Origin of the sequence: Loktanella sp. D2R18, from assembly GCF_003318235.1 — a bacterium.
Lineage (GTDB): Bacteria > Pseudomonadota > Alphaproteobacteria > Rhodobacterales > Rhodobacteraceae > Yoonia.
In genome coordinates, this window is sequence record NZ_QOCG01000011.1 from 275,774 (window position 1) to 294,468 (window position 18,695).

25 protein-coding genes are annotated in these 18,695 nt (G+C 55.5%); 6 read left to right on the plus strand and 19 right to left on the minus strand.

Annotated elements, in window-relative coordinates:
• Positions 1-10: 10 nt before the first annotated feature.
• From DS901_RS08020 to fabF, 14 genes are all read right to left on the minus strand, one after another.
• Positions 11-670 (minus strand): phage tail tape measure protein, encoded by a 660-nt coding sequence (locus DS901_RS08020; protein WP_113776402.1) that lies wholly within the window; start codon positions 668-670, stop codon positions 11-13.
• Positions 663-866, minus strand: a complete 204-nt coding sequence (locus DS901_RS08025) for a rcc01693 family protein (RefSeq protein ID WP_113776403.1) — start codon at positions 864-866, stop codon at positions 663-665. Before DS901_RS08025 ends, DS901_RS08020 begins: the two co-directional genes overlap by 8 nt.
• Positions 863-1,177, minus strand: a complete 315-nt coding sequence (locus DS901_RS08030; protein WP_113776404.1) for a gene transfer agent family protein — start codon at positions 1,175-1,177, stop codon at positions 863-865. The genes DS901_RS08025 and DS901_RS08030 overlap by 4 nt, the downstream gene beginning before the upstream one ends.
• Entirely contained in the window at positions 1,177-1,593 is a 417-nt protein-coding gene (locus tag DS901_RS08035) for a phage major tail protein, TP901-1 family (protein ID WP_113776405.1), read from the minus strand. The genes DS901_RS08030 and DS901_RS08035 overlap by 1 nt, the downstream gene beginning before the upstream one ends.
• 22 nt (positions 1,594-1,615) lie before the next feature.
• On the minus strand, positions 1,616-2,029 hold the full coding sequence (locus DS901_RS08040) for a DUF3168 domain-containing protein (RefSeq protein WP_113776406.1): 414 nt from the start codon (positions 2,027-2,029) through the stop codon (positions 1,616-1,618).
• Positions 2,026-2,364, minus strand: a complete 339-nt coding sequence (locus DS901_RS08045) for a phage head closure protein (RefSeq protein WP_113776407.1) — start codon at positions 2,362-2,364, stop codon at positions 2,026-2,028. The genes DS901_RS08040 and DS901_RS08045 overlap by 4 nt, the downstream gene beginning before the upstream one ends.
• The gene (locus tag DS901_RS08050) at positions 2,361-2,957 is read right to left on the minus strand and encodes a head-tail connector protein (protein WP_113776408.1); all 597 of its coding nucleotides are present in this window, start codon (positions 2,955-2,957) and stop codon (positions 2,361-2,363) included. Before DS901_RS08050 ends, DS901_RS08045 begins: the two co-directional genes overlap by 4 nt.
• 163 nt (positions 2,958-3,120) lie before the next feature.
• The gene (locus DS901_RS08055; RefSeq protein WP_113776545.1) at positions 3,121-4,302 is read right to left on the minus strand and encodes a phage major capsid protein; all 1,182 of its coding nucleotides are present in this window, start codon (positions 4,300-4,302) and stop codon (positions 3,121-3,123) included.
• A 31-nt stretch (positions 4,303-4,333) separates the two neighbouring features.
• Positions 4,334-4,864: an HK97 family phage prohead protease gene (locus DS901_RS08060; RefSeq protein WP_113776409.1), complete on the minus strand. Its 531-nt coding sequence runs from the start codon at positions 4,862-4,864 to the stop codon at positions 4,334-4,336.
• Positions 4,865-5,056: 192 nt separating this feature from the next.
• Positions 5,057-6,238 (minus strand): phage portal protein, encoded by a 1,182-nt coding sequence (locus DS901_RS08070; protein ID WP_113776411.1) that lies wholly within the window; start codon positions 6,236-6,238, stop codon positions 5,057-5,059.
• A gap of 91 nt (positions 6,239-6,329) precedes the next feature.
• Positions 6,330-7,673, minus strand: coding sequence for a DNA-packaging protein (locus tag DS901_RS08075; protein WP_113776412.1), 1,344 nt, complete (start codon positions 7,671-7,673; stop codon positions 6,330-6,332).
• Positions 7,621-7,947 carry a hypothetical protein gene (locus DS901_RS08080; protein WP_113776413.1) on the minus strand — a complete coding sequence of 109 codons (327 nt, stop codon included), beginning with the start codon at positions 7,945-7,947 and terminating at the stop codon, positions 7,621-7,623. The genes DS901_RS08075 and DS901_RS08080 overlap by 53 nt, the downstream gene beginning before the upstream one ends.
• Positions 7,948-8,098: 151 nt before the next feature.
• Positions 8,099-9,256, minus strand: a complete 1,158-nt coding sequence (mltG, locus tag DS901_RS08085) for an endolytic transglycosylase MltG (RefSeq protein WP_113776414.1) — start codon at positions 9,254-9,256, stop codon at positions 8,099-8,101.
• Positions 9,256-10,518, minus strand: a complete 1,263-nt coding sequence (gene fabF, locus DS901_RS08090; protein WP_113776415.1) for a beta-ketoacyl-ACP synthase II — start codon at positions 10,516-10,518, stop codon at positions 9,256-9,258. Before fabF ends, mltG begins: the two co-directional genes overlap by 1 nt.
• A gap of 165 nt (positions 10,519-10,683) precedes the next feature.
• Between fabF and DS901_RS08095 the strand changes: the two genes are divergently transcribed.
• Both DS901_RS08095 and DS901_RS08100 read left to right on the plus strand, forming a co-directional pair.
• On the plus strand, positions 10,684-11,289 hold the full coding sequence (locus DS901_RS08095; RefSeq protein ID WP_113776416.1) for a hypothetical protein: 606 nt from the start codon (positions 10,684-10,686) through the stop codon (positions 11,287-11,289).
• 181 nt (positions 11,290-11,470) lie between these two features.
• Entirely contained in the window at positions 11,471-12,247 is a 777-nt protein-coding gene (locus DS901_RS08100; protein WP_181820811.1) for a PilZ domain-containing protein, read from the plus strand.
• Positions 12,248-12,264: 17 nt separating this feature from the next.
• Here DS901_RS08100 and DS901_RS08105 read toward each other — a convergent pair whose 3' ends face one another.
• The 3 genes from DS901_RS08105 to fabD form a co-directional block, all read right to left on the minus strand.
• Complete coding sequence (locus DS901_RS08105; protein ID WP_045996352.1) at positions 12,265-12,498, minus strand: acyl carrier protein; 234 nt, start codon at positions 12,496-12,498, stop codon at positions 12,265-12,267.
• Between the two features lie 193 nt (positions 12,499-12,691).
• Complete coding sequence (gene fabG, locus DS901_RS08110; protein ID WP_113776418.1) at positions 12,692-13,429, minus strand: 3-oxoacyl-[acyl-carrier-protein] reductase; 738 nt, start codon at positions 13,427-13,429, stop codon at positions 12,692-12,694.
• A 10-nt stretch (positions 13,430-13,439) separates the two neighbouring features.
• Complete coding sequence (gene fabD, locus DS901_RS08115; protein ID WP_113776419.1) at positions 13,440-14,378, minus strand: ACP S-malonyltransferase; 939 nt, start codon at positions 14,376-14,378, stop codon at positions 13,440-13,442.
• Positions 14,379-14,596: 218 nt separating this feature from the next.
• Here fabD and DS901_RS08120 point away from each other — a divergent pair, with 218 nt between their 5' ends.
• On the plus strand, positions 14,597-15,736 hold the full coding sequence (locus DS901_RS08120; protein WP_309472527.1) for a cytochrome b/b6 domain-containing protein: 1,140 nt from the start codon (positions 14,597-14,599) through the stop codon (positions 15,734-15,736).
• A 61-nt stretch (positions 15,737-15,797) separates the two neighbouring features.
• On the opposite strand, the gene DS901_RS08125 is transcribed toward DS901_RS08120, so the two are convergent.
• Both DS901_RS08125 and DS901_RS08130 read right to left on the minus strand, forming a co-directional pair.
• Positions 15,798-16,373 carry a YceI family protein gene (locus DS901_RS08125; protein ID WP_113776421.1) on the minus strand — a complete coding sequence of 192 codons (576 nt, stop codon included), beginning with the start codon at positions 16,371-16,373 and terminating at the stop codon, positions 15,798-15,800.
• 110 nt (positions 16,374-16,483) lie between these two features.
• The gene (locus DS901_RS08130; RefSeq protein ID WP_113776422.1) at positions 16,484-17,017 is read right to left on the minus strand and encodes a hypothetical protein; all 534 of its coding nucleotides are present in this window, start codon (positions 17,015-17,017) and stop codon (positions 16,484-16,486) included.
• A 310-nt stretch (positions 17,018-17,327) separates the two neighbouring features.
• On the opposite strand from DS901_RS08130, the gene rpsF reads away from it, so the two are divergent.
• From rpsF to rplI, 3 genes are read left to right on the plus strand one after another with little or no spacing between them, the layout of a single operon-like run.
• Complete coding sequence (gene rpsF / locus DS901_RS08135) at positions 17,328-17,681, plus strand: 30S ribosomal protein S6 (protein ID WP_113776546.1); 354 nt, start codon at positions 17,328-17,330, stop codon at positions 17,679-17,681.
• Positions 17,682-17,706: 25 nt separating this feature from the next.
• A complete protein-coding gene (gene rpsR / locus DS901_RS08140; RefSeq protein WP_113776423.1) occupies positions 17,707-17,934 on the plus strand; it encodes a 30S ribosomal protein S18 in 228 nt (75 codons plus the stop codon).
• A 12-nt stretch (positions 17,935-17,946) separates the two neighbouring features.
• Positions 17,947-18,561, plus strand: coding sequence for a 50S ribosomal protein L9 (gene rplI / locus DS901_RS08145; protein WP_113776424.1), 615 nt, complete (start codon positions 17,947-17,949; stop codon positions 18,559-18,561).
• Positions 18,562-18,695 lie beyond the last annotated feature (134 nt).

Genomic DNA, 18,695 nt, shown 5'->3' on the forward strand with positions numbered 1-18,695 from the left:
GTTGATGCTCCTACCTGTTACGTTGGCTGCGGCCCAAGGCGCGCGCCACCTGCGAGGCAACCTGCCCGTTTGATCGCTGAAAGCTTTGCGCATCCGGGGTTGAAATGTTCATATTAACAGTCACAGCGCTGCCCCCTTGGGTACGCACGCCCAACCGCCCATCTGCCCCCCGCGACAACGGCATGATGGCTTCGGGGCCTGCTTCGCCCATCAATCCGGTGCCCCCACGCATGGGAAAGGCCACAGGGCTGCTAACAACCCCGCCTTTGGCAAAGGGCATCACGCGGCCTTGCGAAAACGGTGCGCCATCAGCGTAGGGCATCATACTGGATACGGCGGCGTTGATCCCATCCGACAGCATCCCACCAAAGTGGTTCATCACGGGGTTCACAGCGGCCGAATAAGCCGTGTTGACCATGGATTGCGCCAGCCCGCCCAGTACGTCAGATAGTTTCGCGCCATCCAGTACCAGCCCATCAAAAGCGCGCCGCAACCCGCCCGAAAACCCGCGTTCCAGATTGCCCAGATCGCGGGTGGTTTCAGCCAAAGACCCTTGCACGCCGCGCAATTGGCTATCAAAGGCGGCGGTCACTTGCGCCGCGTCGCCGATGCTTTGCTCAAGCGCGGTGACATTGCTATCAAGCTGGTCAATCTTATCTGCATCATCCATTTTCATTCTCCTTTTGCGCATCCGGGAACCGCGCTTCGAGTTCCGTCAATCGTGCGCGCGCCATTGGAGCTGAAACATGGGTCAGCCCCAACATCACCTGAAGTTCGAGCGGGGTCAGCGCCCAAAACTGCGCGGGTGTCAGGCGCAGCCCATGCAGCCCCGCCTGCATCAAGCCGCGCCAATCCAGTCCAATCATGACGGCGGCGCGAAGGTCCGCGCGAGCAATGTGGCAGCCAATTGCGCGGCCCCGACCGGGCCACCCGCAATTTCAGCCGACATCAAATCATCTGCCGTGCCTTGCCAGCCGCCCCCCCGTAGCCCAGCAACAACAACGGCCATCACATCCCGGCTCGAAAATGCGCCACCTTCAAAACGGCGGATCAGATCGATCAGTGACCCTTCGCCTAGGCCTGCCTCCAACTCGGCCAATGCGCCAAGTGTCAGCTTGCAGACATAGGGCACATCATCGATGCGCACCTCTGCCTCTCCCGTCCAAGGGTTTGCCATTAGATCAACGCCGTAAAGGTCAGCGCCCCAGCGGAGGCCAACGACAATTCGTAAGTCGCTTCGCCATTATGCGATCCCGCATATTCGACCAATGTAATCTGAAACGGGCCCTCAACAGTGCCAAAATCAGGAATGATCACCTGAAAATCAGGGGTTTCACCGTCAAAGAAAATTTGACGTGCCCGTTCATCGGTCGCTTCATCCTTGAATACACCTGAACCCGAGATTGACGCGGTTTTCACACCTGCCCCACCCAGGATTTCGCGCCAACCACCGGTGCTTTCTAAACTTGTGACATCAACCGTTTCCGCATTGAAACTAATCCGCGTGGCCCGCAGCCCCGCAGCCGTTTCAAACAAGCCACCGCCCGTCATGTCGATCTTGACCAACAGGTCTTTTCCATTTTGCGCTACCATAGTTGATACTCCGTTTTAAAGATTAAGCGTCATCCGCGACACGCGCGCGGAAGATTAAATTGATCTGGCGGACATCGCCGGTGCCCACGCGGGCGGCCTTTGCCTTGTAGAAATTCAGTGACACCAGCGCGCCGCGTGTCAGGGTCAAATCAGCATCCACCAATGCATCAGACACTGCCGCCGCAGCGGTCTTCGCCGTTGAAAACCCAGCCGTTTCTGTCACCACAGTGACCGTGAATTCATGCAAAGCCCCGCCACCCGTCTTATCGGATGCATCGCGCACGTCTTCTGATCCAAGCACCACGTAAAGCGCAGGCAATGTACCGCTGGGCAGCGCATCATAGATCGCCGTGCCGACAAGCGCTGTCAGGTCAGGGTCCGCAGTCAATTGCCCGTAAACAGCCGTTTGAAGGGCCGACGCAACGCCATAGCTCATGATGCTGTCTCCTCGGTTGCGTGGCAGGTTAGAAACCGGGCATCGGTATCCTTCTCGGCCACAGCAGTAATGTTGAAAATGCGGGTGCCATTGCGAAACCGTTGCCCGGCAATCGGGCGCGATGGCGCGCCTTCTGGGGCCGCGCGCACCGTAATCCGGTAAGGCACACGTGATACCGTCGCCGCAAAGGCCGCTGTTTCTCGCCCAGACCCGGCTTTAAGTTCCGCCCAGAGCGTTCCCAGCGTTTCCCACCGACGGATATAGCCGCCCGCGCCATCGCTGATCTGTTGCGGCGCCTCAAGCACAAGCGCGCGGGTCAATTGCGGCACTCTCATAGCGGGCCACCCATGAACAGGCGTACTGAGCGGTATTGTTCAATCAGCGCGCTCACGCCAAATGGCATCGACGGGGTGCCATGGGTCACATCATGACGGTATTCATAGTAATGCGCAGCAAGCATCAGCACGGCCTGCGCCAGATCGGCAGGCAGATCAGACCATTCTGGCCCGTAGCCCGCAAGCAGCCCAATCCGCACACGGCCATTGGTTGGGATCGCGGGCAGGCTTGTGCCACTGGCCTTAAGGCTGGGCCGCTGCATGTCAGGTTCAAGATACCAACTATCGGCGGCGGCGGTCTCAATACCTTCCAACGTAATCAACGTCACCTCAGAAATGCCGCTGACCGGGGCCACGGGCAGCGGTTGCCGCCGCGCATCGCGCCAGCCGGTCAGGGTCCAGCTGAAACTGCGCTCAATCAAGATTTTCCCGGTGCGGGCTTCGATCGCGGCCATTGCGGCGCGCAGATAGCTTTCCAGCACCCCATCCTGAAGCCCATCATCCGAGAAACCCGAACCAAGGCGCATATGGTCTTTGAATTGTGCGACCGGCAGCGCCAATTGCGGCACGGTGGTCTCTTCGACTAACATCATGGATTTACTCCGAAAATATCTGATCTTGCGACCGTTGTGATCAAATCCCCCGGACGCGCGGCTACCTCGCATCACTCGGACGGAAGCAAGCAGCTAGACAATGCGAGATTGCCTATGCGTCCGGGGACCAAGGGCGGTTGCGCCCTTGGCTTTCACGCCAGGATTAGCTGGTCGCGAACTTCAACAGTTTGATCGCGCCAAAGTCGCTCACGGCACCGCCAACGCGCTTGGTCGCGTAAAACAACACATGCGGTTTGGCAGAGAACGGATCGCGCAAAACACGCAGATCTGGGCGTTCGGCAACGGTGTAGCCTGCGCCAAAATCACCAAAGGCAATCGCCATCGCATCTGCCGCGATGTCGGGCATGTCTTCGGCAATCAGCACCGGATAGCCCATCAGACGTGCAGGCTCGCCAGCAGCCAGACCATCGGACCACAAGAAACGGCCGTCGTTGTCTTTGAGCTTGCGGATCGTGCCTGCGGTTTTGGAATTCATCACAAATGTGCCGTTCGCGCGGTATTCCGCACCCAGCGCATAGACCAAATCAACAACCGCATCGCCGCCATCAATACCGCCAGCCGTGCCCGTCGGCACATAGCCGATGTTGCCCCAGGTCCAGACGTCATTATCGACAGTTGGGTAGGTCAGAACGCCCATCGGTTTGTCCACGCCGTCGCCATCGATAAATGCACCGGCCTCAGAGCGGGCGAATTTATCCGCAATGCGCCCGGCCAGCCAACCTTCGATATCAAAGGCACTATCGTCTAACAAACGCTGTGATGCTTTTGGCAGGGCCGAGAGTTCGTGCAACGGGATCGTGATCCGGTCGATCTGCGGTGTGTCGGTTTCAACGGTGGACCCAGCTTCGGTTGCCCAGCCTGCGCCCATTTCAGTGTGATCGACCAACACGTCATATGATGTCGCATCGACGCTGACCACATTGGCCACGGCGCGGATTGATGCGGTGGACGAAAGCGTACCTTTGATCGTGTCTGAGGTTTGCGGGTCCACCAAGTAACCGCCATCCGCAGCCACAGATGTGTTCAGCGATTTGCCGTCGAGTTCCAACCCGCGCAACGCGTCATCATCGCCTGAGCGCAAGTACGCGGCAAATGCCTTTTGATGCGGCGCATCTTGTGCGGCTGTATTTGCCAATGCGGCACGTGATGTCATCATCGTTTTACGATCCAGCTTGTTCATCCGGTCATCCTGTTTTTGAAGTTTGGCATTAATGCCGTGGGAAAAGTCTTTGAATTCGTTCATGAACCCGGAAATTGCCGCGTTCAGTTCTTGTGCCGGAGACACATCTTCTCCGGCCCGAGAATGGCTCTCAGTTCTGCTCATCAATCTATCCTTTGATCGTGATTTGGGCGGGTTAATCCCGCGCCATAAGACGGCGGGCATCGTCAAATACCGCAGCCAAGTCACGCATTGCCCCAGCCGCCAGGTCATCCCCTTTGGCCGCGACACGCGCATCCCGAAGCATAGGGAACGTCACCAGTGACACCTCCCATAACTCCAGCTGAGACAAAAGGCGTCCGCCTTTGTCGTTCTTTTGGGCCTTCACAGTGCGGTACCCGATGGACAGCCCGTCAATTGCGCCCGCCGCCACCAATGATGCCGCTTCGCGCCCTTTGGCGACATCTGTCAGCAACCGCCCCTTAACCCAAAGCCCGTTGTCGTCTTCACGGACCTCGTCCCAAACCCCAATCGGCTGGGCCGGATCATGCTGCCAGAGCATTTTGATCTGGCGGCCTTGCGCCAGTGAACCGGCATAGGCCCCCGGCAGAACCGTATCGCCGCCCTGATCCGCCTGCCCAAATAGTGACGCGTAACCACTGATCACCGATCCACCGGTCACCGTGACATCCGCGCCCACGGCACAAAATTTATGTTCCAAACTCATAGCGTTCTCCCGCTGAGTGCTTTTACGATCTCAAAAACCAACAGCCCAAAACAGCTGCACACGATCAGCCAAATCTGCCATTCCAGACGGGTGATCATTGTTTCAATACGCCCAAGCCGTAGATCGACCTGTGCGAACCAAAAATCTGATACGGGCGGGCTCTTGTGCGGCTGGCCTTTTAGGTCGACAACATTATGATCCATCGCCGACCTCAAGCGCAGGCAATCCCAAAAGCGCACGTTTCTCGGCATCGGTTAGAAAAGCCGCCTCGCCCACGCGGCGCCATTGCGCATCGCGTTCCACCGAAAGTGCTGGAATTTGGTCCAAATCCGGGCGTAGTTCAAACTGTTCGCCGGTAAAGTCAGACAGCCAATCAGCAATTGTACTGGTCACACGTGTGACCAACGGCAGCACCGTCAGCCGGTAAAACGCCCGGTTCGATTCTTGGTAATTTGCATAGGTCGCATCACCCGGAATCCCCAACAGCATCGGCGGCACCCCGAACGCAATCGCGATCTCACGCGCCGCAAGCTCTTTGGTTTTCTGAAATTCCATATCTGATGGCGAAAACCCCATCGGCTTCCAATCCAGGCCCCCTTCAAGCAACATCGGACGGCCCGCATTGCGTGCGCCTTGGTGCTGGGTTTCCATTTCTACCAGCAACCGGTCGTATTGATCAGCAGAAAGCGTCGCCTGACCATCCGCGCCACGGTAAACAATCGCGCCAGATGGGCGGGCCGCATTATCAAGCAACGCCTTGGACCAACGCGAGGCAGCGTTGTGTACATCCACCGCATTCGCAGCGGCTTGCAGCGCCGAAAGACCATAATGATCATCTTGCGGATGAAAGCTTTTAAGGTGACATATTGGTCCCCGCCCGTCCGCCATCGCAAACCGGTGCTTGCGCCCGTTCACCGCATATTCATAACCAACCGGCCAGCCATCTGCCCCCGGCACGATCGACATCCGGTCAGACCGGAGCACATGCAACTCAAGCGGCAGACCTTCGTCGCCCACGGCCTCAAGATACCCGTTTCCGGTCAGCAAAAGCTGACCCACTGCGGCCTCGAACAATTCTGCACGGCCCTGCGCCCCATTCGGGCGGTTTAGCAGCGTTAAAACCGGGTGCGTGTCATAGCGGCGCTCTGCGTCTTGCAAGACCAACGGAATGGCCGCAGCGGCCTCTGCGATCATCTTGACCGCGCGAAATCCGATTGGGTTATTGGTAAACCCGGTGCGGGTGAGCGAGACAGCGTCACGCGGGCTCCATGCCACACGCCCCGCACCCGACATCGCCATCACACGGCCAGTTGCCGATGCTTTCGCTTCGGGAGCTGTGTCATCTGACGTGGTGCGGTTAAAGAATTCGAACATCCAAATCTCCTTGGTGCAATCGTTGAAAACAATTTGCGCTGAATTGATTGTGAAATTGGTAGGGGCGCGTACGCACCCCTACGCAACGGCGTCAAAGCCCACGTATAGTGGGGTTTCGCCACTTTTGGGCAGGTTCCACCATCAGATCATAAAGCGCCCAAACAAGCGCATCGACCCGGTCAGGCGACCCGCGCCCGGCGAATCCTTGGGTGGTCATCTGGCACATCTGATCTTCAAGCTGCGCCAATCCCCGCAGGTGCTGCACGCGACCCTGTTCATACAGCGCCGCGATTGGTTCGGCCCTTGCGACCTTGCCCTTAGACGCATGAACCGACCGATACGACACCAGCGGGTCAACCTGCCGGATCACTGCTTCGACCATATCGCCGCCTTGGTTCACCTCAGCCACAAGGCGATCCGCCCCGAAACGCTCCATCGCATCAATCGCCGCGCGCGCCCAATCTGTTGGCCGCGCCGCCGACATTGAAAGATCGGCAAGAACATAGGCCCGCCAATCCTGCGGCGGACCATCTGTCACGACACCCGCCACGACGATCCCGCATTCATCCGATCCCTTGTGCGAGGTCCCCGGCGGATCAATCGCCACTACGACGCGGGTACATGTCGGATGTTGATCCACCTGTCGCCCCGCAAGTTGATCCGCCCCCCAAAGCGCGCCTTCGACATCTTCCAGCAGTGCACCATCAATCTCTTGGCGCCCCAATGCGGTGCCCGCATAACGCGCCTCGATCTCAGCAATGAAACTTTGCGCAAGGTTCGCGCGATTGGCTTGAGTGGGCGCATGGGTTTGCACAGTGGACTCCAAGGCCAGCAAATCACGTAATGCAGCCGTGCGGCGGGGTGTCGTGGTCACGCAAGCCTGCGGATGATCCCCAAGACGCAAGCCAAACTGCAACATATCCCATGTGTCCCCAGCTTTGCGCCATTTCGCCAGTTCATCCGCCCAAACGGCATCAAACTGCGGACCGCGCAACGATTCAGGCTCATGCGCTGAAAACAACTGTGCTTGCGCGCCGTTTGGCCAGACCAATAACCGACGGGTCGCAATCCAATCAGGGCGACGGTCCGGCGGACAGACCGCCATAATGCCGCTTTCACCAAACACCATGACCTCGCGCGCTTGATCCATGGTTTCGGCAACAATCGCCAAACGGCGGGCGCGGCCAGGAACCGTGGGCCGTGGCCCTTCGACCATAGACCGGACCCATTCAGCACCCGCACGGGTTTTCCCGGCACCCCGCCCGCCCAAAATCACCCAAGTGCGCCAATCTCCAGTCGGCGGCAATTGATGGGGCAAGGCCCAGAACCCAAACAAGTAAGGAAGAGCCAAAACCTGTTCCGGTGTCAGTTGGTTAATAAATTCAACCTGCGTCAAGCGCGGCGCGGATGCGATCAAGTTGGCCCCCGATGTCATCGCGCAGGGCGTCATAGTCGATGGCGGCATCGGGTTCGCTGGCTTGTTGTTGGACATGAAACGCCTCCTCTGCCGCAAGCACCTTCAGGTGTGCGGATTGTAAATCGCTGAGCTTGGTCACAATTGCTTTGGGGGGTGTTGCGGTAGCGGTTTCAATTTCCGCAATCATTTGCCGCAGTAAATTACGGACGGATAAATACAGTTCTGCAATCTCGGCCACGCGGGCCGAAGCAGCATCAAGGGCGTCGCGCCCTTGATCGTCTAAGTTGTTCATGATGGTTTTGCCTAAATTAGGCTTCCGTGTCACCGAGAGGTGCGTGCACCTTCTAGCAAGATGACTATAGGCATGCAAAGGCCCAAAAGTCAATCAGCCGAAAGTGCCCTGACGCACCCCCGGCTGATAAATAGTTAACCTTTAGAATGCCTTAATTGTCCGCGCCCTGTTCTGCTTCGATTTCACGCCAGCGTGCAACATTACGGTTATGTTCGTCCAATGTCGTCGCAAATGCGTGCCCCCCTGTGCCATCGGCCACAAAGAAAATGAACGGCGTGCTATCTGGGTTTAGCGCAGCTTCAATACTGGCACGGCCCGGGTTCGCAATTGGGGTCGGCGGCAAGGCCGGGATGACATAGGTGTTCCAAGGTGTCTCGCCCCGCAGCTCGCTTTGCCGCAGACCACGGCCCAAGATGCCTTCGCCCTGCGTGATCCCATAAATCACGGTCGGGTCTGTTTGCAGTTTCATGCCTTGATTTAGACGGTTGATAAAGACACTGGCAACCTGCCGGCGTTCTGCAGCAACACCTGTTTCTTTTTCAACAATACTTGCCAAAATCAACGCTTCTTCAGGCGAGGCCAATGGCAGCCCTTCCGCACGTTCCGCCCAAGCGGTCGCCAGAATTTCGGTCTGACGCTCAGTCATCTGCGCGATGATTTCAGATGCGCGCATCTCTGTGGCGATTGGATAGCTACCGGGGGCAAGCGACCCTTCTGCGGGTGCCTCACGCACGTCAGCGGTCAAAACATCAATCGCGCTGAGTTCATTCACAATTTGCCAACTGGTCACACCTTCGGCAATGACAACACTAAACTCGGTGCCCGTCGCATCGCGCGCTTCAACGTATTGCGCAGGCGTCGCCACGTCGTCAGGGTTAAAGCTAACAAGATCTACAAAACTGTTTGTTTCCGGGTCAAGTTCGCGCACCTGAATTTGCATCCGGTTGATACCAATACGGTAAACAATGCCAACGCCACATGTATTGGCCCCGCCACGCGTGACGATATCAACGATTTCTTCCATTGGCGCGGCTTCCGGCACCAAGAAACGGCCCGCCTTCAGCAAACCTGCTTTATCCGAATAATCCGCACCCGTTTCAAAGATAAACGTCGATGAAATCGCATCGCGTTCAGACAATTCGCGCGCAACGCGCGACATGTTTGATCCGCTGCTGACCTCGAAACAGATTGGCTGTACCAATGGGCCGGGAGCCGTATATTGCGTCACACCCCAGCCGATACCGCCGACCAAAAGAAACAGACCGACGATGATCAGCGTCATGAAATTAGACGCAATATGGCGCCACATTAGCTGACCTTTCCGAAAACAACACTGGCGTTCGTGCCGCCAAATCCGAACGAGTTCGATAAGGCAATGTCAATTTTCCGTTCGCGCTTCGCATTTGCGCAAAGATCGACAGTCGTTTCAACCGCCGGGTTATCAAGATTGATTGTCGGCGGCGCCACTTGATCCCGGATCGCAAGAATCGAGAAAATAGCCTCAATCGCGCCCGCTGCGCCCAAAAGGTGCCCGGTGGCGGATTTTGTCGAAGACATGGTCAGCTTTGCTGCGGCCTCTGGGCCCACAAGCCGCTCAACAGCGCCCAATTCAATGGTGTCGGCCATCGTCGACGTGCCGTGCGCGTTGACATAGTCGATTTGTGCAGGGTCGATCCCCGCATTGCGGCAGGCCGCGCGCATCGCCCGTTCGGCACCTTCGTGGTCCGGTGGCGGAGCTGTGATGTGATGCGCGTCACCGCTCAGCCCGTAACCCAGCACTTCTGCATAGATATGCGCACCACGCGCGACGGCATGTTCATATTCTTCAAGCACGACCATCCCGGCCCCCTCGCCCATGACAAACCCGTCACGGTCTTCGTCCCACGGGCGGCTGGCCTTTTTCGGATCATCATTATGCTTTGTGCTCAGCGCCTTACAGGCGTTAAATCCCGCAATGCCAATTTCGCAAATCGCGGCTTCGGCGCCGCCTGCAACCATCACATCGGCGTCGCCATGCTGGATCAGGCGCGACGCATCGCCAATCGCATGCGCACCCGTTGAACAGGCCGTCACAACAGCGTGGTTGGGGCCACGGAATCCGTATTTGATCGACACTTGACCTGAAATCAAGTTGATCAGGGCACCGGGTACAAAGAATGGGGACACGCGACGCGGGCCTTTTTCAGCCATCATCACCGCGGTGTTGGCAATGGAATTTAGACCACCGATACCGGACCCCATCATCACGCCTGTGCGCTCTTGGCTTTCGCGATCCTCAGGCATCCAGCCCGCGTCTTCAATCGCTTGCTGTGCGGCAGCCATTCCAAACAGAATGAAGGTATCAACCTTACGCTGTTCCTTTGGCTCCATGTATTTATCGGCGCTAAACGTGCCATCCGTGCCATCGCCCAGCGGCACTTCGCAGGCGTATTGGGTGGTCAATTTACTGGGATCAAAGCCGATAATTGTCCCCGCCCCTGATTGGCCCGCAAGGATACGTTCCCAAGATTTTTCGACACCATCTGCCAGGGGTGTGACCAACCCCAGCCCTGTAACTACAACGCGACGCATATTATTCTGCCCTCACCTGATTGGCGTATTTGAAAGCAGTGATAACCCAGCCAGTCGTGCCGGGGCAAGAGCATGCACCGATTCAAGCGGTGACGCGCCAAATGTTCACGCCAATTTAACGAAGTCCGACATAGGATTGCTGGGTTTCCAAGCGGTGAACGTGAAATGAACGCATTTTTTCAGCGGTGGATGCTTGCATCCGTATTGGTTTGGGCTGCTTTTGCGGCCCACGCTAACTGCGGTGTGATCGATACGCTTGATAAATTATACAGCGTCGAAACCCGGCTGATGCGAAATCCGAATTCTCCTCTTTTTAGGTCAGAGATTCGGTATTTGTCCGCCCAAGCACGTCAACTCAACGGGACATCAGTGACAGATGGGCTTCAAGCGGGCCCATCAACTGACAAAGGTGCCGCGTTTCTTTATTTTATCTACTACGCCAAAAAGCTCGCGCTTGAAGTCAGCATTGACGAACCAGCCACCGCGACACGCATTCTGCAACACCCTGCAGTCAGCGCAAACCATACCAGCGTTGGCGTGTATTTGGGCGACATGCGGTGTTCGGCAGCCGAAATTGCAAGTGCCGCCCCCTTCCCGATTGTTGCCACTGACCGAATTGATATCGAATTTCTTGTCGCGCGTTCCGCCGTCACATCCGTATTCACTTTGCGTCACATCTTAATCGCAATCGCTCTGTCAGCGGCCCTTTTAGTCTGGCTACAGTTCCGAAATACGCATAGGGTTGCCAACCCGCGCTCAAACCGCTCATGAACATGCGAAACACGCCGCCGTTTTGCTTTAACCTTTATTAACTCTCTATCGCTTAACTTCCTTAAATCCAGCATTGGAAGTTTTGATGGTTCGCGGTCTTCGCATATTTATTAGTGTCATAGTGTCTGTGTTCAGCGTGCAGCCCGCTCAAGCGAATTGCGAGTTGATTGCGCTGCTCGACATGATGCACAGTGTTGAATACCGTATCTCTCAGGCAGAAAACGACACAAATTTAGGGGTGGAAATCCAATTTTTGTCGCGTGGCATAGCCCGCATAACAACCTACGATATGTCGGAAATCGTTGGGAGGCAAAACACCGCTGCCTTTGAACGGTTCCTTGACCAAACACAGGAATTTCTGCACGTTTTTGAACGCCAAAGCCTGCCCACTGCATTGGCTTTTCTCAAATCACGCAACGCCATTCGTCAATTAGACGACATTGCCAATCGTTTGCCCGAATTGCGCTGCGCACCCCCTCAACAGATCCAACAGGGGCCACCCAGCGACGACGAGGGCACAAACCTATCAGGTGCACCTCTTGATTTCACGCTCTCGCGTGATCGGCTCATGCTCGCAATTTTTGGACTGATCGCCTTTATGATCGCATTGGCCTTTGCAATGCGTTGGCAGGCGCGAAACCAACGGCGTACGAAGCGTTATCGCATCCACTATCAGACCAGATATCAGACAAGCGATGGCAAACATTCCGGTGTTCTACTTGATATAAGCGGCGCTGGCATAAAGCTACAGCACGATCCAACGCGACCGCCCATGCTAGAGGCAAAAATCACAGTGGAAATTGGGGATCAATGGGTCAGTGGCACCATTCAATGGACCAATCCGAACTTTAGCGGCATTCTTTTGAGCCCGCCAATGCGTGCGCGTCAGGTTGACAAATTCGTCCGCACGCAGCTAAGCGCGAAAACGAAAACGGCGCCCCAAAGGGACGCCGTCTAACGCAAACGACAGTAAAGTTACTGTGCGCCGTTGATGAATTTTACCGCATCACCAAATGTTTGGATCGTTTCGGCTGCATCATCAGGGATTTCGATCCCGAATTCTTCTTCAAAAGCCATAACCAGCTCAACAGTATCAAGGCTATCTGCGCCAAGATCGTCGATGAAAGACGCTGTTTCTGTTACTTTATCTTCTTCAACACCAAGATGCTCTACTACGATCTTGCGTACGCGGTCTGCAACGTCGCTCATGTCAAATTCCTCATGTCTTTCTGGGCTTATGCCCGTTCTAATTTGGGCTGACGCCCGACTTATACTTTTCCCCTTACGGGGTTTCACCGATCTGCGCCACAAACATCCGACGTGACGTCACATGCGCTTTTCGGCAAATCTGGGTGGCCTATAGCAGAGAAATCCGCTTTCGCAAACGGTTTCATACCCGCCCCTAGAGCATGGCCATCCCGCCGTTCACATGCAAGGTTGTCCCAGTCACATAAGCGGCTTCCTGGCTAGAAAGATACAAAACCGCTGCTGCGATCTCGTCTGCGTCGCCCATCCGGCCCGCAGGCACCTGTGTCAAAATGCCCGTTTTTTGATCATCGGTCAGCTTATCGGTCATCGCCGTTGTGATAAAACCAGGCGCCACGCAATTCACTGTGATCCCGCGGCTGGCGACCTCATAGGCGATTGATTTAGACATGCCGACAACGCCAGCCTTTGATGCCGCATAGTTGGCCTGCCCAGGGTTCCCTGTTGCGCCCACAACAGAAGAAATATTCACAATGCGTCCCCAGCGGGATTTCATCATGCCACGGATCACGCCTTTGCACAGGCGCATGGTTGACGTCAGATTGACGTCCAGCACAGATGACCATTCGTCATCTGACATCCGCATAAAGATATTGTCGCGGGTGATCCCTGCGTTATTCACCAAGATATCAACTGATCCCATCGCGTCTGCGGCTTGCTTTGGAAGCGCTGTCACGGCCTCTGCATCGCTTAGGTTACAGGGCAGCACATGCGCGCGCTCACCCAATTCGGCAGCCAATGCCTCGAGCGGGGCAACCCGTGTGCCAGACAATGCGACAGTTGCGCCAGCGGCGTGCAATGTCTTTGCGATAGCACCGCCGATACCACCTGAAGCCCCTGTAATCAGGACATTCTTTCCATTCAAATCAAACATTTCTTTTCCTTCATGCAGTCATTGCAGCGACCGCAGCGGTCACATTTTCGGGCGTCCCAACTGCTGTTGCCGTCAGGCTTCTATCAATCCGTTTCACCATGCCACACAGCGCTTTACCAGCACCAATTTCAAAGATTTCTGTGACACCTTGCGCGGCCATATAACCCACGCTTTCGCGCCAACGAACAGAGCCGGTGACCTGATCCACCAAAAGCGCCCGGATTGAAGTCGGATCGGTCGCTCTGCTTGCGATCACATTGGCAACCAATGGCACAGTTGGCGCATTGATTGTAACGTCCGCTAATGCCTGCGCCATTTTTTCCGCAGCTGGTGCCATCAATGCACAGTGGAATGGTGCACTCACCGGGAGCAAAAGCGCACGTTTCGCGCCCTTTTCTTTGGCCAAAACGGTTGCACGTTCAACGGCGGCCTTATGACCAGATACCACGACCTGCCCCGGATCGTTATCATTGGCAGCTTGGCAAACTTCGCCTTGGGACGCTTCTGCGGCGATTGCGGCAACTGTATCAAAGTCCAACCCAAGTATCGCCGCCATCGCGCCAACACCCACTGGCACCGCCTCTTGCATGGCTGTACCGCGCAAACGCAACAGGCGTGCTGTATCCGCCACCGAAAAAGCCCCGGCAGCAGCAAGCGCCGAGTATTCACCCAAGGAATGCCCTGCGACGAATTGCGCGGCTGTGATCTCCACGCCTTCGGTTTCAAGAGCCCGCATGGCGGCCAGTGAGGTTGCCATCAATGCGGGCTGCGCATTTGCAGTCAGGGTCAAATCAGCGATATCGCCTTCCCAGATCATGCCTGACAAGTTTTCGCCCAAGGCATCGTCGACCTCGTCAAAAATTGCTTTCGCGGTCGGATAGGTGTCGGCCAATGCCTTCCCCATCCCAATTGTTTGTGCCCCTTGGCCCGGAAATACGAATGCGCGCATGAGACCTCTCCATAATTCATCTCTATTGGCGGCTAGGCTTACCCTGCGGCGCGCGGGCGCACAAGCAACCCGTCACATGATTACGGATGCACATGGGATCATGCGTAGGCACACAGAATCCGCAGTTTGCGCGAATCTTTCTCCCTGCTAGCCTTCCCCGAACGACATTCACGAGGTTTACGATGGCGGCAACAAATTCGCACAGCGCTTATGGAACTGTGAGCAAAGTCTTTCATTGGCTGACGGCCCTGATGATCTTCACTGTGATACCGGTTGGTGTGATAGCGGATCGGCTGGCGCTTGATGCCCCATTAAAGGTGCCGCTGTTTTCCGCGCATAAGACGCTCGGCGTTCTCATATTTATCGTGGCGGTCTGCCGTATTCTTTGGGCATTGACCCAGAAAAAACCCGGTGACCTGCATCTCGAACGGCGCGTCGAAACACTGATCGCGCATCTTGTGCATTGGATGCTCTATATTGCTTTGGTTCTGGTGCCTCTGTCGGGTTGGCTGCATCATGCGGCGACCACTGGATTCGCACCTATCTGGCTGCCCATTGGCCAAGACCTCCCCTTTATCCCCAAGGACGAATCCCTTGCCGAAGTGTTTGCCGGGCTGCACTGGATCTGGGGCAAAATCTTAGTGTTTTCGATCCTTTTGCACATTGCAGGCACGCTAAAACATCAAATCATCGACAAGGATGTCACCCTAAGCCGGATGTGGTTCGGAAATGTCGCGTTGCCTGACACCAGCGCCCCAGACCCACAGCGCGCGGTGCCGTTCATTGCGGTAGCGATTTATCTGCTTGGCACTGGCGGGGCTGCGATGAGCGGGCTTATGTCACACAAGAGCCACGACAATGACGCGCCCCTAGCACAGGTCGCATCAGAATGGGTCGTGACACAAGGCACGCTTGGCATCGGCATCACGCAGCTTGGCAATCCTGTGCAGGGGCAATTTGACGATTGGACCGCCGCGATTCAGTTTGACGAAAATGCAACCGGCACGCTCGGAACCGTGACAACAACAATTGCGATTGGCTCGCTCAATCTTGGGTCGGTCGGCGGCCAAGCCATGGGCGCAGATTTCTTTGACGCAGATGTGTTCCCGACAGCGACATTTGATGCAGATATCACCGCTGATGGTCCTGCGTATCTGGCAACGGGCACCTTGACGATCAAAGATATTTCTGTGCCTGTCAGCTTGCCTTTTGTGTTAAACCTGCAAGGGGACACTGCGGAAGTGGCAGGATCACTGGCCCTTGATCGGCGCGACTTTGCGATTGGTCAAAGCATGGCGGACGAAAGCAATCTTGGCTTTGATGTCGCGGTCACAATCATGTTTACAGCAACACGCTAGATAAAAGTAACCCGCGCCTTGGGTACAAGACGCGGGTTACATGTGTACGAACAGGCGGCGCCTATTCTGCTTTCATTGCCTCGATAGAGAGCGTGACAGACACTTCATCACTGACGTGCGGCGCAAAGGCACCAACACCAAAGTCTGAACGCAGCAATGTCGTTGTCGCGTCAAACCCGGCCCATTCTTGATTGGCCATCGGGTGTGTCCCCACTTGGTTCAATGTCGCGTCAAGCACGACGGATTTTGTCACATCATTTAATGTCAGGTCGCCTGTAATCAGGGCAGTGTTGTCACCAGTCACTTCGATACCTGTTGAGGTGAATGTCACCATTTCATCATCTGCGGCGTCGAAAAAATCACCTGCCATGAAGTGATCAAAGCGGGCTTCCCAGCCGGTCAACATGCTGCGCACGGGAAATGAAACGTTGACGCTGGATGCAGCGGGGTCTTCTTGGTCAAAAGCGATCTCGCCTTCGAAACCCGAAAACATGCCCATCCCTGTCGAATAACCAAGGTGGTTATAGGTAAATACGATCTGACTGTGACTTGAATCCAGAACATAGGTTTCAGGGGCGGCCAGTGCAGGTGCAGCAGCGGCCATAAGTAACGCAGTCGCGCAAAGAAGGTTTTTCATTGGTGGCTCCAGTTGAAGGTTTGATACCCATACAACTGACGGCGATTTGCCGCACAAAGCAATCCAGCAATTCTGAACAAATTGTGTTCAGCAATACACGCTAGCCGTCCTTATACAGCCACAGCCGCGCCAACCATCAGATCTTGGGCCAACCTGTCACGCAGCGGGATAAGCTGCGCTTCAAGCCCTTCAGCCACGCTAACCTGTTTCTCTGTATCACGGTATTGCAGCACCAAAAGCGACATTGGGTCCAGCCCGTCAATGATATGCACGCCGCCAATTGTCTCAAACCCGTATGCACCAACCGTGGTCGGCTTGCCTGCGCGGTTGATGATCACTTGGCGGATTTCACCGACGCTCGTGTCAACGTGAATTTCCGTTTGCGATCCACGGCTCGCGAACCATAGCAAATAAAACGCAGCCGCGGCAAATAGGACCGAGGCGACGACGCGCATAACGCCCACACCTTCACCAAAGAACAAAATTGGCGCCCCAACGATACTAACGGCTGCGATCATAAAACACGCGCCAAAGAAATACGAAAACGATTGTGCCACCACGAGGCCCATGGCCGGCGCGCGGCCAGATTGAATCTGATAGCCCCAAAACGTGTCTTCAACTGAAAATTGCGGTGATTTTGTCATTTGCCTCTGCCCGTCTTTGCGTTTTCTCACGAAGATAGCCGCGGTGACGCGACGTGAATACTGTTTTCACAAAATAAATAAAAAGTGATCAGGGCAAAAAAGCGGCCATCGCATGGCAGAACAGCAGAAATCCAAAAACAGGCGCCAACCCAAGAAAAACAGGGATATGCGACTTGCATCATGGGCCAACCCCTGTATAAGGCCGCAACCTTTCTGCGGAATATTGAACTGCGCAGTCTCTCGTGGATGGGGTGCAGGAAGGGTCACTGCCCCATACTTTGAAATGCGCTGATAAATGAATGGAGAACGCATGCCGCTATACGAGCATGTCATGATTGCGCGTCAGGATCTTTCCAACTCGCAAGCAGAAGCCCTTATTGAACACTTCGGTTCAGTACTTGCTGACAACGACGGCAAACTGCTGGAAAACGAATATTGGGGCGTCAAAACGATGGCCTATAAGATCAACAAAAACCGTAAGGGCCACTATGCCTTTTTGCGCACCGATGCGCCGGTTGCTGCGATCCAGGAAATGGAACGCCTGATGCGTCTGCATGACGACGTCATGCGTGTGCTGACAATCAAAGTCGACGCACACGAAGAAGGCCCATCAGTGCAGATGCAAAAACGCGAAGAACGTGGCGAACGCCGCGAGCGCCGCTAATTGATCTTAGATAAGGACAACAATCATGGCTACTAAACCATTTTTCCGTCGTCGTAAGTCTGATCCGTTTGAAGGCGATAACGCGCCAAAGATCGACTACAAAGACACTCGCCTTTTGCAGCGCTACATCTCCGAGCGCGGCAAAATCGTTCCAGCCCGTATCACAGCTGTTGGCTCTAAGAACCAGCGTAAGCTCGCCCAGGCGATCAAACGCGCGCGTTTCCTTGCCCTGCTGCCATACGCAGTAAAGTAAGGACACCGACACATGGATATCATTCTACTGGAGCGCGTGGCCAAGCTGGGTCAGATGGGCGAAGTCGTTTCTGTTAAAGAAGGCTACGCACGTAACTTTTTGCTGCCACAAGGCAAAGCGCTGCGCGTAAACGCAGCCAACCTTGCACGTTTCGAAGCTGAAAAAGCACAGCTTGAAACACGCAACCTTGAAAGCAAAAAAGAAGCAGAAGCATTGGCTGAAAAGCTCGATGGCGAAACCTTCATCATCATTCGCTCTGCGTCTGATGCGGGTGCGCTTTACGGTTCTGTCACAACACGTGACGCAGCTGACGTTGCAACCGAAGCTGGCTTCACTGTCGACAAAAAACAAGTCGTTTTGTCTGCAACTATCAAATATCTGGGCCTGCACGACGTCACCGTCAACCTGCACCCAGAAGTTGCTGCAACGATTTCACTGAACGTTGCTCGTTCTGCCGAAGAAGCCGAACTGCAAGCAGCTGGTAAATCTATCGCAGAATTGGCCGCCGAAGAAGAAGCAGCTGCTGAATTCGAAATTCAGGAATTGTTTGACGATATCGGTTCAGCCGCTGACGAATTCGGCGACGACGAAGAAGAAGCACCTGCAGCCAGCGAAGACGACGCATAAGTCATCCCCGCATTTGCATTGAATTGGGCCGCTCCTGAAATGGGGCGGCCTTTTTCGTTTTAGCCGCCGGATGATACACCCTTGTTACGAATCCCCCCCAGATGTCTACTGATCACACATCTAGAAATCCGGGG